This window comes from Reyranella aquatilis (genome assembly GCF_020880995.1).
In the GTDB taxonomy this organism is placed as follows: Bacteria; Pseudomonadota; Alphaproteobacteria; order Reyranellales; family Reyranellaceae; genus Reyranella; species Reyranella aquatilis.
Window position 1 is genome coordinate 210,039 of sequence record NZ_JAJISD010000009.1, and the last position, 12,570, is coordinate 222,608.

The following is a 12,570-nucleotide window of genomic DNA, read 5'->3' on the forward strand; positions in this document are numbered from 1 at the left end:
GCACCGATGCTGAGCAGTACCGCCAAGAATCTCTACTGGATGGGCCGCTACCTGCAGCGCGCCAAGTCGACGGCGCGGCTGATCGAGGCGACCCAGCGCATGGCCCTTCAGTCGCGCGGCGAGGAGGCCGCCGGCGTCGCCGCGATCTTCGGCATGGAGGACGAGTTCCGCCAGAGCCAGGCGCAGGGTCAGCGCCTTGCCAGCCTGATCGACTTCCTGGTCCTCGACGAGAACAATCCCTCCTCGATCGTCAACTCGATCGGCGCGGCCCGGCGCAACGCCCGCGAGGAACGCAACAACATCACCGTCGACGTGTGGGAGAGCCTGAACGCACTCTGGCTGGAACTGACCGCCCGGCTGCGCGGCAATCGCGCGACCCTCGACCGCGGCGCGCTGATCGAGTCGGTGAAGAAGCAGGCGGTCATGATCTTCGGCGCGGCAGCAGTGACTCTGTTGCGGGACGAGGCCAACAACTTCCTGCAGCTCGGCGCCTTCCTCGAGCGCGCCGACAATACCGGCCGCATCCTCGACGTGAAGTTCCATCTCCTGCGGCCCGACGGCAGTCCGAGCGCCGAAGGGCTCGACTATTTCGCGTGGTCGGAGCTGCTGGCCTGCATCGGGGCCGTCCGCACCTACCGGCGCATCTATCGAAGTTCGCTCCATCCGATGAAGGTCGCCGAGCTGATGATGTTGCGGCGCGACGTGCCGCGTTCGGTTCATCACTGCCTCTGGATGGTGGACCTCAACATGCGGGAGCTGGCCGAGGCCTACGGAACACGGGGTGAAGCCGACCGGCTGGCCGGTGAACTTCACGCCCGGCTGCGCTACGCCCGCATCGACCGGGTATTCGAGATCGGCCTGGCCAAGTTCCTCGGCGAGCTCCGGGGCGACATCGGCACGCTGTCCGACGAAATCGGCCGCCAGTTCCTCCTGGATTGAGCAGAATGATGCGCTTCTCCGTCCATCACGCCACGCGCTTCCAGTTCGACCAGCCGTCCGGCCATTCGATCCATGACGTGCGTCTCACGCCCAAGCCCGCGGCGGCACAGCGCATCGTTTCGTGGCGCATCGACGGACCCGGCAAGAAGTCGGAGTGGAAGGACGGGCACGGCAACCAGGTCACCACCTTCTCGGTCGCCCGGCAGCACGACAGTGTGGAGATCGTGGTCCAGGGTCTCTACGAGTACAGCGGCACCGACCAGTGGCTGCGCTATGCCGAGGAACCGACTCTCCCCGCCCCTTTCTGGCTCCGCAATTCCGGCCTTGCGCGACACGACGCGAGCTTCGATCCGCTGATCGAGGGCTTCGCGAACCGCGCCGCCGATCCCGCACAGCGCGTCGCCGTGCTGCATGAGCTGATGAAGCGCATCTCCGAACGGGTCGCCTACAAGACCGGGGCGTCGACCGTCGATACCACAGCGATCGAGGCGCTGACCCGCGGCGCCGGCGTGGCGCAGGACGAAGCCCACATCTTCATCGCCTGCTGCCGCCGCCTGGGCGTGCCGGCGCGGTACGTCAGCGGCTACCTGCGCAACGACGATCCCGAACTTCATGTCGGTCGCACCAGCCATTCCTGGGCAGAGGCCTGGGTGCCGGGACTGGAATGGGTGGGTTTCGATCCGGCCAACGGCATCAGTCCGCGCGGCGACAGCCTGCGCGTCGCGGTCGGCCTCGATTATCGTGATGCGGCCCCGGTCAGCGGCCGCCGCGTCGGTTTCGGTGACGCCAAGATGACGGTCGAGGCGTCGGTCCAACTGATCGACTAGGTAGGCGTCGCCCCGCCCCGCCTGTGTTGCCAGATAGCCACGAGCAGCGCCACCGCATGGCGGGCCTGGATGAGCGCGCCGATGGAGATGAGCGTGATCGCCACGGTCAGGAGCGTGTATTCGAGGCCCGCCGTGTTCACGATGCGGTCGGGCAGGGCGATCATGGCCACCGCGATCTCGGCAAACAGGCCGAGCACCAGTTGGGCGACCCCGTATTCGTGGCACATTTCGTCGAGATGGACCTGCCAGGCCTCGTCCGACCGGCCCGTCACGCCGAACCGCTTGCGGATCACGGCGCGCTCCTCGAGCGCCACGCCCCAGCCGATCATGATCAGCGCGATCGTGGAGGTGATGGTGACGGGCTCGTGGGTGTCCACGTGCCGGTTCACGCTCTTCAGCACGTCGATGACCGTGAGCACCATCGGAAACAGGATGGCCACGTTCACCAGGGCGATGAAGGCCGGAGAGATCAGTGGCCGCAACGGTATGAACAGGAACTTCATCTCGGCCCCTTTGCCCTAGCGCCGGTACGGCCCGCCCGACGAGAAATACCGGCCCGTCGCCTTGCGGAAACGGCCCGTCGCGACTAGCTTCGCGCCGCTCCAAAAATGCCTGAAGGAGGCATACTCGTCATGGCTTTCATCGCCGATCGTCTCAGCCGCATCAAGCCGTCTCCGACCAATGCCGCGCAGGGCAAGTTCCTGGAGATGAAAGCGGCGGGCAAGGACGTCATCGGACTGGCCGCCGGCGAGCCGGACATGCCGACGCCCGACCACATCAAGGAAGCGGCGATCCAGGCGATCCGCAACAACGACACTAAGTACACCGCCGTGCCGGGCACGCCGGCGCTGCGCCAGGCGATCGTCGCCAAGATGAAGCGCGACCACGGGCTCGACTACAAGCCGAGCCAGACCGTCGTCACCTCGGGCGGCAAGCAGATCATCTTCAACGCCATGCTGGCGACCCTGAACCCCGGCGACGAGGTGATCGTCCCGGCGCCCTACTGGGTCTCGTACCCCGAAATGGTGATGTTCGGCGACGGCACCCCCGTCATCGTCCAGTGCAAAGAAGAGAACGGTTTCAAGCTGACGCCGGAGGATCTCGACCGCGCCATCACGCCCAAGACCAAGTGGATCATCCTGAACTCGCCCAGCAACCCGACGGGCGCCGCCTACACCAAGGCCGACCTCCGCGCGCTGTGCGACGTCCTGCTGAAGCATCCGCACGTCTACATCCTCACCGACGACATGTACGAGAAGCTCGTCTACGACGACTTCGTGTTCGCCACGCCGGCCGAGGTCGAGCCGCGCCTCTACGATCGCACCCTGACGATGAACGGCGTGTCGAAGGCCTACAGCATGACCGGCTGGCGCATCGGCTACGCGGCCGGGCCGCAGGAGCTGATCAACGCCATGATCACCGTGCAGTCGCAGAGCACGTCGAACGCCAGCTCGATCAGCCAGGCCGCCGCCGTCGCCGCCCTGAACGGCCCGACCGACTTCATCCCGAAGAACGTCGCGATCTTCAAGCAGCGCCGCGACCTCGTGGTGTCGATGCTGAACCAGTCCAAGGGCATCAAGTGCCCGCGTCCCGAGGGCGCGTTCTACGTCTACCCGTCGGTGGCCGGCCTGATCGGCAAAAAGACGCCGGACGGCAAGGTCATCAAGGACGACACCGACTTCGTGAACTACCTGCTCGAGGCCGAGGGCCTCTCGGTGGTCCAGGGATCGGCGTTCGGCCAGGGCCCGGCCTTCCGCATCTCCTACGCCACGGCGACGGAGCTGCTCGAGGAAGCCGGCCGCCGCATCCAGCGCGCCTGCGCCGCGCTGAACTGACCCACGCCGACGGCGGAACGACGGGCGCCCGCCCGCCGCTCCGTCGCGCGGCGGCGAGGCCGAACCACGCCCCTGCCGGCTTGGTCCCTCAGCGCCACAAGACGAAGGCGATGCAGGCGGCGGTGATCGTTCCCACGAAGCCGAGGGCGAACAGGGCCCTGCCGGTCCGGTCGACGAGTACGGTCGAACGGCCTTCCAGGCGGGTCTTCTCGCCGACCAGCGCCGTGATGATGCAGACAAGGCAGAGCGCGAAGAAGACGTAGAAGCCGTATTCGACGGCGATCACGTACCCGACATTGCCCAACTGCGAATTGATCGACGAGAGAAGCACCGCGCCCGAAAGCCCGGCGGTGATCGCCACCGTGACCTTGGCCGCCGCCAGGACCGGCGGGAAATAGAGCGTCGCGAACATGATCAGCGTCATCAGGCCGACCGGAAGAAGGGTCTTGATGAGGGTCGTGGCGATGTCGCGCTGCACCTCGATCAGCATCGCGAAGCCCGACAGTTCCCGCACCCGATCGAGGCCGACGAGGCCGGGATCGCCGAGGCCGGAGCGCGATACCAGGATTTCGCGCACCTCGGTCACCCGCAGCGGCTGCCATTGCGTGAGATTGCGGAACGCCTTGGGAGCGGCCGTGCCGCCGAAGGCATTGGTCGCCCCGAACCCCGCATCGATACCCTCGAAGGCGCTGCGGTCGAGGACATAGACCATCCGGTCGCTGGCGGCGCGGGCGTTGAAGAAGCGGATTTCCAGCTTCTGGCGATCGGCGGGATACCGCCGCAGGTCGAAGTCGTTCTTGAAATCCCCGCTGACCCGCCACAGGCGGTAGGTCGTGCCGTCGTCGAGATCGCGCTGGCTGGCCGGGCGCGCGCTCGCGAAGGTGCCGCGGATCATGTCCGGAAACTCGAACTGCACCGGATCGGCGTCGGTCGCCGCCAAGCCTCGCGCGAAACGCACCCAGACGTAGAAGTCCGCGGAGAAGACCGACTGGGCGACATCGATGCGGGCGATCTCGTTGAGAAAGATGCCGGTATAGACGACCTGCTGCCGCCGCGCGTATCGCCCGGGGCCGATTTCGACCAGCGTGCCGGCCGCGACTTCCTCCGCCGCCGACGACGATACGGGAACGAGCTGGATCGGCGCCGATTCGAAGAGCCCACCCTTGCCGAAGCGCCCCATCCTGATGGGGAGCGAGCGTCCCCGCTCCGGCGTGAACCACATGGGACCGAGCAATCCCGGCACGGCGCGGGCAGGCCCGTTCAGGGAAGCGAGATAGTCGAAAGCCGCCTTCCGCCGACTGCGCAGGTCGGTGGCGTTCTTGCTGGCGAAGGCCGCCCGGATGGCGGCGATGGCGAGCTGCGCCGAATCGTAGGCCTGCACCGAGAGCCACGAAACCGACGCCTCCGGGCCGAAGCGCGCCCGGTAGCGTTCCGTGAAGGCGAGCGTCTCGGCGTTGGCGCTGTCGAGGATCACCGGCGTGGCGATGAAGAGATCCCGCGTGAAGTGACCCGGCGCGCGGCGCTCCTCCGGCTGGTCGCGGAACAGATTGAAGAAGGACTGATCGCTGAGCACGCCGGGGCCGAGCACCGGCGCGGTGACGCCGGCGCGGCGCAGACCCATCATGATGGGGGCTGCATCGGCTTCCAGAGCGCCCAGCACGACGGCGGGCTTGCCGGGATCGGCGGCAATCCTGCGCACTGCCTCGTCCCGCTCCGCCGCGTTCCTGAAAGGATGGTAGGTCGTTTGCAGCCCGAGCCGTTCGGCGCCGCGCCTGAACCCATCGGCGATCGTCTGGCCGTAGCCGTTGTCGGCAAATACCACCGCCGCCCGCCCTCCACCCAGCGCATGGCGAAGATAGTCGGCCACCGATTCGCCTAGGTCGCTGTTGCGGAAGACGGTCTGGAAGGTCGTGGCGTTGTTCGTGACCAGATCGCTGCCCGCGGTCGAGACGATCGACGCGATGCCCGCCTGGGCGAAGGCCGGCCCTGCCGGCAGTGCCAGGATCGAGAGGACCGGGCCCACGGCCACGATGGCCCCGCTCTCGCCGACGCGGGTGGCCGCTTCGCGCGCACCGGCTTCGGTGCTGCGGTCGTCCTGGATCTCGAGTTCGATGCGAGGGCCGACACCGCTTGCATTGGCTTCATCGACGGCCAGGCGGACGCTGTCGAGAAAGGGCTTGCCGTAGGATGCCTCGTATTCACCGGTGCGGCTCACGACCACGCCGAGCTTGGCCGTCGCATTCTGGGCTGCCGCCGGCGGCGCCCCCATCAGCAGCAAGCCGAACACCAGCACCAGGAGCCGCGATGCGACCGGAAGGACTTTACTCATGACCACTCATCGGCCTCGATGGAACAACGCGGATCGCCGGGTCCGGCGGGAAATCTATACCAACTCCTACCTTACACCCGCATTGACTCGCTCAACCCGGAGTGAAAGCATTTTCACCGACAAAGGGCTTCGCTCCGATCGCGGCGTTGCGGGTTGATCCCCGCGTTTGGCTGACGGCCGGAAGTTGAGTGAGAGCGACCGTTCGCGGACGCTGGGGCTGCCCGTCCTTCCGGACGCCGTCCGGAGCTTCTACGCGCGTTTTTCGCGAGAAGGAGGACGTTGTCATGGCCGAATTCAAGACGGAGACGATCACGGGCGGCAGACCAGGCAGCGGCGCGCATCGCGTGGTGGCGCTGTGCGGGCCGTACCTGTCGGGCAAGACGAGCCTGCTGGAAAGCATCCTCTATGCCACGGGGGCCATCGGCCGGCGCGGTTCTACGCGCGCGGGCACCTCGATCGGCGACGGCACCGCCGAGGCGCGCAAGCGCGGCATGGGCACCGAGATCAACGTCGCTTCCATCGACTATCTCGGCGACCAGTGGACGTTTCTCGACGTCCCGGGCTCCATCGAGTTCCAGCATGACGCCTTCGCGGCGCTCGCGGTGTGCGACACCGCCGTCGTCGTCTGCGAGCCCTCGCCCGAGCGCGTGATGGCTCTCACGCCGCTCCTGAAGTTCATCGAGGACCGGCGCATCCCGCACATCATCTTCGTCAACAAGATCGACTCTGCCGAGGTCCGCGTGCGCGACATGCTGTCGGCCCTGCAGACTGTGTCGCGGCGCAAGCTGCTGCTGCGCCAGGTGCCGATCCGGCGCGCCGCGGCCGACGGCAGCGAGGAAACGGTGGGCTATGTCGATCTGGTGAGCGAGCGCGCCTATCGCTACCGGAGCAGCGGCGCCTCCGACCTGATCGAGATGCCGGCCGAGATCCTGCCGCGCGAGGCCGAGGCCCGGCGCGACATGCTCGAGACCCTTTCGGAGTTCGACGACACGCTGCTCGAACAGCTGATCGAGGACATCGCGCCGGAGAAGTCGCTGATCTATCGCGACCTTCACGACGAGTTCGGCTCGGACCAGATCGCGCCGGTCCTGCTGGGCGCCGGCGATCGCGAGAACGGCGTGCGGCGCCTGCTGAAGGCGCTGCGCCACGACACGCCGTTCGTCGGACAGTCGGCGGACCGGCGGGCGCTTGCCTGCGGCGATGCCGTCGCCGCCGAGTGCTTCAAGGTCGTGCACCAGAGCCACGCCGGCAAGCTTTCGCTCTGCCGGATCTGGTCCGGCCGGCTGACCGAGGGCCAATCGGTCGGCGGGCAACGGATCGGCACGATCCTGCGCCCCTTCGGACAGCGGTTCGACAAGACGACGGAGGCGCGCGCGGGCGAGATCGTGGCGCTGGCCAAGGTCGAGGCGCTGTCGTCGGGTCAGATACTGGGTCCCGACGGGATCGCCGCCTCGCCCGATTTCCCCGAAGCCGACCCGCCGGTGTTCGCGCTCGCCGTGTCCGCCCGCAACCGGAACGACGAGGTGAAGCTTTCCGGCGCGCTGCACAAGATCGTCGAGGAGGATCCCTCGCTGTCCTTCGAGGCGCGGGCGGAGACCCACGAGTTGCTGCTCAGGGGCCAGGGCGAGATGCACCTCAAGGTCGCCGTCGACAAGCTCGCCGGCCGCTACAATGTCGCCGTCGAGACGACGACGCCGAGGGTCGCCTATCGCGAGTCGATCCAGGCCGGCACGCAGCAGCATGCGCGCTACAAGCGGCAGACCGGCGGCCACGGCCAGTTCGCCGACATCAAGGTCGAGGTCAAGCCGCTGCCGCGCGGCTCGGGCTTCCGCTTCGTCGACCGGATCGTGGGCGGCGTCGTGCCGCGCAACTTCATCCCGGCCGTCGAACAGGGGCTGATCGAGTACCTGAAGGAGGGACCGCTCGGCCAACCGGTGGTCGACATCGAGGTGACGCTGTTCGACGGCCAGTACCACGCCGTCGACAGTTCGGAGATGTCGTTCAAGATGGCCGCGCGCATCGCCTTGAGCGAGGCCATGCCCAAGTGCAGGCCGGTCCTGCTGGAGCCGATCCTGAGGGTCACGGTGAGCGGGCCCAGCGAATCGACGCCGCGGCTGCAACGGCTGATCTCGGGCCGCCGCGGACAGCTCCTGGGCTACGACGCCCGCCCCGGCTGGCCGGGCTGGGACGAGGTCTCCGCGCTGATCCCGGAAGCCGAGATCGCCGACATGATCGTGGAGATCCGGTCGGTCACCCAGGGGATCGGCAGCTTCCGTACCGGGTTCGATCACCTGCAGGAACTGGCCGGACGAACGGCCGAACGGATCGTCGAAGAGACGAAGAAGCGTCAGGCGGCCTGAAGCCGGTACCGGCAGGTCACAAGGCAGTGAGGCCGGCCGAACATCCTTCTCCGGCCTCGACCCGCATCTCATATTCGTCCCGTGGAATGGTTCCACGGGAGAACGGTTCATGTTGAAGAGAAGGTCTCTGATGGTGGGTGGCCTGGTGGTGGCCTCCGCATCGTCACTGACCCGCGTCGCGAATGCCCAGTCTGGGCGCCCGACGCTGGTGTTCGTCGGCCACGAACTTTGAGGCGGCTGCAAGATCTGGCGTGCCCAGTCTGAGCCTGAATTCCTCAAGTCGGACGCCTTCAAGAAGATGGACTACCAGGTCGTCCATCCGGCCACCGGCGACCTCGTGATGGTCGAGGGAAGCTGGCCCGCCGCGGCCAGGCCCATCCGGGCGGCCTTCCTCGAAAGCGAAGACGGCAAGAAGAGCCCCAATGCCACGCCACGCTTCATCCTCTTCCAGGATGGCAAGATCGTCCTCACCGTCACCGGCAATGCCGGCTGGAAGGACAAGATGTGGCCCCGCATCCAGGAAGTGACGGCCACCAAGGCCTAGTTTCCGGCGGACCGGCATTGCTCCATATTGGCCTCGTGGGATCTGCCACGAGGGGAGACGTAGTTCGATGCTGAAGAGACGCAATCTGATGGCGGGCGGGCTTGGAGTGGCCGCCGCGCCGATGCTGGCGCGCGCCGTCGCCGCCCAAGGCGCCAAGAAGCCCATCCTGATTTTCGCCGGTGACGAGACGTCGGAGGCCTGCAAGGTCTGGCGCACGCAGTGGGAGCCGCTCTTCAAGCAGGCGCCGGTCTTCCAGAAGGTCGACTATCGGGTCGTGTTCGCCAAGACCCCGCAGCTGCTGCTGAAGCCCGTGAGCTGGCCCGCCGATCTTCGCTGGGTGCTCGACGCCTTCCTCATGAGCGAGGTGGGAATTGCCCAGGGTGCCGAGACGCCGCGCTTCTTCCTGATCCAGAACGGCCAGATCACCTTCACCGCCGTCGGCAACAACGCCTGGCGCGACGTCATGTGGCCGACCCTGCTCGACGTGACCAACTCGCAGCCTTAGGTTTTTCGTTACGTCACGTTGCGTCACAGTGCAGTGAGCAGGGTTGATTTGCGACCATCCGTAGCCGCGCCCATCTAGGGGGCGCGGCGTAACAGGAGTTAGGCAGATGCTGATCAGGCGCACGAAAGGCTGGGAGATCCCGGAGTCGAAGGCGACGTCGGAGAGCCACTTTCTCAATCGACGCGCGATGGTGCGGGCGATGGGGCTCGGTGCGGCCTCGCTCGCCCTGCCCGGGCAACTGATGGCGCAGGACAAGGCGGCCGATCCGTCGGCCGGACTGTATCCCGCCAAGCGCAACGACAAGTATGGCGTGCCGACACCGATGACGGCGGAAAAGCTCGCCACCACCTACAACAACTTCTACGAGTTCGGCACCGACAAGAGCATCTGGCGCGACGCGCAGAAGCTCGAGGTGCGGCCCTGGACGATCAAAGTCGGCGGCATGGTCGAGAAGCCGTTCGAGATCGGCATCGACGATCTGCTGGCGAAGGTCCAGCTCGAGGAGCGTGTCTACCGCTTCCGCTGTGTCGAGACCTGGTCGATGATCGTGCCGTGGAGCGGCTTCCCGGTCCGCTCACTGGTAGAGCTTTGCAAGCCCCTGGGCAGCGCCAAGTTCATGGTCATGAAGACGCTGTCGAGGCCTTCCGTGATGCGCGAGCAGCGCGACCTCCTTTACCCCTGGCCCTATACCGAGGGCCTGGCGATGGACGAGGCGATGAACGACCTCGCCTTCATCGCCACCGGTCTCTACGGCAAGCCCCTTCCCAAGCAGAACGGCGCGCCTCTGCGCCTCATGGCGCCGTGGAAGTACGGCTTCAAGAACGTGAAGTCGATCGTCAGCGTCGAATTCACCGACAAGAAGCCCAAGACCTTCTGGGAGGGTCTGCAATCGAGCGAGTACGGCTTCTGGGCGAACGTGAATCCGGAGGTGGCGCATCCGCGCTGGAGCCAGGCCACCGAGAAGCCGTTGGGCAGCGACCAGCGTATTCCGACCCTGCTCTACAACGGCTACGCCGAGTTCGTGGCGGGGCTCTACGCCAACCGCAAGGCGGAAAAGCTGTTCATGTAGCGCGCCCTCCTTTGCCTCGCCGTGCCGGGCCGCTAAAACGGAGCCCGGCCGGACGAGGCCTCGGGAGGAAATGTGAAGCTCAACCGTCGTACGACCCTGGCCGGCGCCGCCGCACTGGCTGCGAGTTCGCTGTCCAAGGCCGCCTTCGCCCAGGCCTACCCCAACAAGCCGATCAAAATCGTCGTGCCCTTCGCCGCCGGCAGCGCCACCGACCTGACCGCGCGCGGCCTCGGCGCCAAGCTGCAGGACATCCTGAAGCAGCCGGTCGTCATCGAAAACAAGCCGGGCGCCAGCGGGCAGCTCGGCGCCTCGGCCGTCGCGACCGCGCCGGCCGACGGCTACACGCTCCTGATGGGCACGAACACGACGAATGCCGCCAACGGCGCCCTGTTCAAGAAGCTGAGCTACGACATCGACAAGGATTTCGCGCCGATCATGCGCTGCGTGATGGGCGTCAACGCGCTGGTGGTGAACAACGACCTGCCGGTCAAGACCACCGCCGAGCTGGTGGACTACGCCAAGAAGAACCCGGGCAAGCTGAACTATGCCGAGGCCAGCGCCTCGCAGCGCCTGTCGGGCGAGATGTTCAATAAGCTCGCCGGCACCAAGATCGAGCGGGTGCCCTACAAGGCCAGCCCTCAGGCGCTGGGCGACGTGGCTTCCGGCCAGGTCCAGGTGATGTTCCCCGACCTGCCGCAGGCGCTGACCCAGATCGAGGCCGGGCGCGTCCGCGGTCTCGCGACGACCGGCCCCAAGCGCACCACGGTCACGCCGAACCTGCCAGCGATCGCCGAGGCCGTGCCCGGCTATTCGCTGGTCTACTGGCTCGCGGTGTTCGCGCCGGCGGCGACGCCGAAGGACGTGCAAAAAGCGCTGGCCGATGCCATCGCCGAGGCGCTCAAGGATCCCGCGACGGCCAAGGCTATGACCCAGGGCCGCATGGAAATAGCGCCGCTCGCGCTCGACGAGTTCGCCGCCTACGTGAAGGCCGAGACGGCCTGGTGGACCAAGGAAATCCAGGCCGCCGGCATCGAGCCGGAGTGAGGGACGCCATGAGCAAGGTCATCATCGAGAAGAGCGGGCCGGTCAAAACCATCTGGATGAACCGGCCGGAGAAGCGCAACGCGCTCGACAGCGAGCTGATGCGCGAGATGATCGACGCGCTGCAGGCGCCGGTCGCGGCAGAGGATCGTGTCGTGGTGATCCGCGGCAAGGGCAACGTGTTCTGTGCCGGACTCGACATGGCGGAGCGTCGCGAGACGATCGGCGGCGGCAACGCGAGCGGCATCGAAGTGATGCTGCGCGCGGTCGAACTCTGCCCCCTGCCCGTCGTCGCGGTCGTCCACGGCGACGCCATCGCCGGCGGCAACGAGCTGGCGCTTCATTGCGACCTCGTGGTGGCCAGCGACAAGGCGCGCTTCGGCATGTCGCTGGCCCAGGTCGGGCTGGCGCCCAACTGGTTCCTGGCCAAGAAGCTGATGGAAGTGCTCGGCCCCGTCACGACCCGGGAGATGCTGCTGCTGGGCGATCCACTGCCCTCGACCAAGCTGCACGCGCTGGGCCTGATCGCCCGCTGCGTGCCGGCCGACCAGCTCGAGGCCGAGGCGTCCAAGGTCGTCGACCGGCTGGCGGCCAATGCGCCGCTGTCGCTCAAGGCCATGAAGGCGCTCACCGTGAAGCAGCTCGAGTTCCGCGACGGCATCAAGCACGACGACGTCGATGCGCTGGTGCAGGCGGCGATGAAGAGCCAGGACGCGCAGGAAGGCATGAAGGCGCGGCTGGAGAAGCGCACCGCGAAGTTCCAGGGGAGATAGCCATGGCCCTGCGGCTGCGCCTCGAAAAACCCTGGCAGCCGCTGACGGCGGAGAGCGTGCAGCGCCTGCCGGGCCAGCTCGGCGTCTATCAGGTGGCGGATGCCAAAGGCGCCGTGCTCTTTATCGGCCAGGCCGGCGCCCGCTCGCCGTTCGGGCTGCGCTCCGAACTGCAGCGCGAGCATCGGGAACGCGGCGACGGCTGCCAGTTCCGCGTCGAGGTGAACCAGCAGTATCGCACGCGCTGGTTCGAGCTGCTGATGGTGCACAAGGCCGATCACGGCGGCCTCCCGCCCGACAACGCCAAGAACCCGCCGCCGCTGGGGCGGCTCAGTCCGTATTGAAGCCTTG

At 67.0% G+C, this 12,570-nt stretch carries 13 protein-coding genes; 11 read left to right on the top strand and 2 right to left on the bottom strand.

The genetic code is table 11. From position 1 onward, the window contains the following. Positions 1-6 precede the first annotated feature (6 nt). A complete protein-coding gene (locus LJ725_RS20720; RefSeq protein ID WP_230552685.1) occupies positions 7-939 on the top strand; it encodes an alpha-E domain-containing protein in 933 nt (310 codons plus the stop codon). Positions 940-944: 5 nt separating this feature from the next. Continuing rightward, positions 945-1,766, top strand: coding sequence for a transglutaminase family protein (locus tag LJ725_RS20725; protein WP_230552687.1), 822 nt, complete (start codon positions 945-947; stop codon positions 1,764-1,766). Here LJ725_RS20725 and LJ725_RS20730 read toward each other — a convergent pair. Further along, positions 1,763-2,269: a hypothetical protein gene (locus LJ725_RS20730; protein ID WP_230552688.1), complete on the bottom strand. Its 507-nt coding sequence runs from the start codon at positions 2,267-2,269 to the stop codon at positions 1,763-1,765. The genes LJ725_RS20725 and LJ725_RS20730 overlap by 4 nt on opposite strands. A 129-nt stretch (positions 2,270-2,398) precedes the next feature. On the opposite strand from LJ725_RS20730, the gene LJ725_RS20735 reads away from it, so the two are divergent. Continuing rightward, positions 2,399-3,601, top strand: a complete 1,203-nt coding sequence (locus LJ725_RS20735) for a pyridoxal phosphate-dependent aminotransferase (protein ID WP_230552690.1) — start codon at positions 2,399-2,401, stop codon at positions 3,599-3,601. Positions 3,602-3,689: 88 nt separating this feature from the next. On the opposite strand, the gene LJ725_RS20740 is transcribed toward LJ725_RS20735, so the two are convergent. Further along, entirely contained in the window at positions 3,690-5,930 is a 2,241-nt protein-coding gene (locus tag LJ725_RS20740; RefSeq protein WP_230552692.1) for an ABC transporter substrate-binding protein, read from the bottom strand. 284 nt (positions 5,931-6,214) lie between these two features. Between LJ725_RS20740 and LJ725_RS20745 the strand changes: the two genes are divergently transcribed. The 8 genes from LJ725_RS20745 (at position 6,215) to LJ725_RS20775 (ending at position 12,563) form a co-directional block, all read left to right on the top strand. Further along, positions 6,215-8,290, top strand: coding sequence for an elongation factor G (locus LJ725_RS20745; RefSeq protein ID WP_230552694.1), 2,076 nt, complete (start codon positions 6,215-6,217; stop codon positions 8,288-8,290). Positions 8,291-8,399: 109 nt separating this feature from the next. Further along, entirely contained in the window at positions 8,400-8,522 is a 123-nt protein-coding gene (locus LJ725_RS29005; RefSeq protein WP_268990784.1) for a hypothetical protein, read from the top strand. A gap of 66 nt (positions 8,523-8,588) precedes the next feature. Next, complete coding sequence (locus tag LJ725_RS20750; RefSeq protein WP_230552696.1) at positions 8,589-8,834, top strand: hypothetical protein; 246 nt, start codon at positions 8,589-8,591, stop codon at positions 8,832-8,834. Positions 8,835-8,901: 67 nt separating this feature from the next. After that, the gene (locus LJ725_RS20755; protein WP_230552698.1) at positions 8,902-9,339 is read left to right on the top strand and encodes a hypothetical protein; all 438 of its coding nucleotides are present in this window, start codon (positions 8,902-8,904) and stop codon (positions 9,337-9,339) included. Between the two features lie 106 nt (positions 9,340-9,445). Continuing rightward, positions 9,446-10,408 carry a protein-methionine-sulfoxide reductase catalytic subunit MsrP gene (msrP, locus tag LJ725_RS20760; RefSeq protein ID WP_230552699.1) on the top strand — a complete coding sequence of 321 codons (963 nt, stop codon included), beginning with the start codon at positions 9,446-9,448 and terminating at the stop codon, positions 10,406-10,408. A 72-nt stretch (positions 10,409-10,480) separates the two neighbouring features. Further along, on the top strand, positions 10,481-11,452 hold the full coding sequence (locus LJ725_RS20765; RefSeq protein ID WP_230552700.1) for a Bug family tripartite tricarboxylate transporter substrate binding protein: 972 nt from the start codon (positions 10,481-10,483) through the stop codon (positions 11,450-11,452). A gap of 8 nt (positions 11,453-11,460) precedes the next feature. After that, positions 11,461-12,222 carry an enoyl-CoA hydratase/isomerase family protein gene (locus LJ725_RS20770; protein ID WP_230552701.1) on the top strand — a complete coding sequence of 254 codons (762 nt, stop codon included), beginning with the start codon at positions 11,461-11,463 and terminating at the stop codon, positions 12,220-12,222. A 2-nt stretch (positions 12,223-12,224) separates the two neighbouring features. Beyond that, complete coding sequence (locus LJ725_RS20775) at positions 12,225-12,563, top strand: DUF7508 domain-containing protein (protein WP_230552702.1); 339 nt, start codon at positions 12,225-12,227, stop codon at positions 12,561-12,563. Positions 12,564-12,570 lie beyond the last annotated feature (7 nt).

Bases quoted from the DNA above. Each gene is read 5' to 3' on its own strand.
- LJ725_RS20720 (WP_230552685.1), top strand. From the start codon at position 7: ATGCTGAGCAGTACCGCCAAGAATCTCTACTGGATGGGCCGCTACCTG.
- LJ725_RS20725 (WP_230552687.1), top strand. From the start codon at position 945: ATGATGCGCTTCTCCGTCCATCACGCCACGCGCTTCCAGTTCGACCAG.
- LJ725_RS20730 (WP_230552688.1), bottom strand. From the start codon at position 2,269: ATGAAGTTCCTGTTCATACCGTTGCGGCCACTGATCTCTCCGGCCTTC.
- LJ725_RS20735 (WP_230552690.1), top strand. From the start codon at position 2,399: ATGGCTTTCATCGCCGATCGTCTCAGCCGCATCAAGCCGTCTCCGACC.
- LJ725_RS20740 (WP_230552692.1), bottom strand. From the start codon at position 5,930: ATGAGTAAAGTCCTTCCGGTCGCATCGCGGCTCCTGGTGCTGGTGTTC.
- LJ725_RS20745 (WP_230552694.1), top strand. From the start codon at position 6,215: ATGGCCGAATTCAAGACGGAGACGATCACGGGCGGCAGACCAGGCAGC.
- LJ725_RS29005 (WP_268990784.1), top strand. From the start codon at position 8,400: ATGTTGAAGAGAAGGTCTCTGATGGTGGGTGGCCTGGTGGTGGCCTCC.
- LJ725_RS20750 (WP_230552696.1), top strand. From the start codon at position 8,589: ATGGACTACCAGGTCGTCCATCCGGCCACCGGCGACCTCGTGATGGTC.
- LJ725_RS20755 (WP_230552698.1), top strand. From the start codon at position 8,902: ATGCTGAAGAGACGCAATCTGATGGCGGGCGGGCTTGGAGTGGCCGCC.
- msrP (WP_230552699.1), top strand. From the start codon at position 9,446: ATGCTGATCAGGCGCACGAAAGGCTGGGAGATCCCGGAGTCGAAGGCG.
- LJ725_RS20770 (WP_230552701.1), top strand. From the start codon at position 11,461: ATGAGCAAGGTCATCATCGAGAAGAGCGGGCCGGTCAAAACCATCTGG.
- LJ725_RS20775 (WP_230552702.1), top strand. From the start codon at position 12,225: ATGGCCCTGCGGCTGCGCCTCGAAAAACCCTGGCAGCCGCTGACGGCG.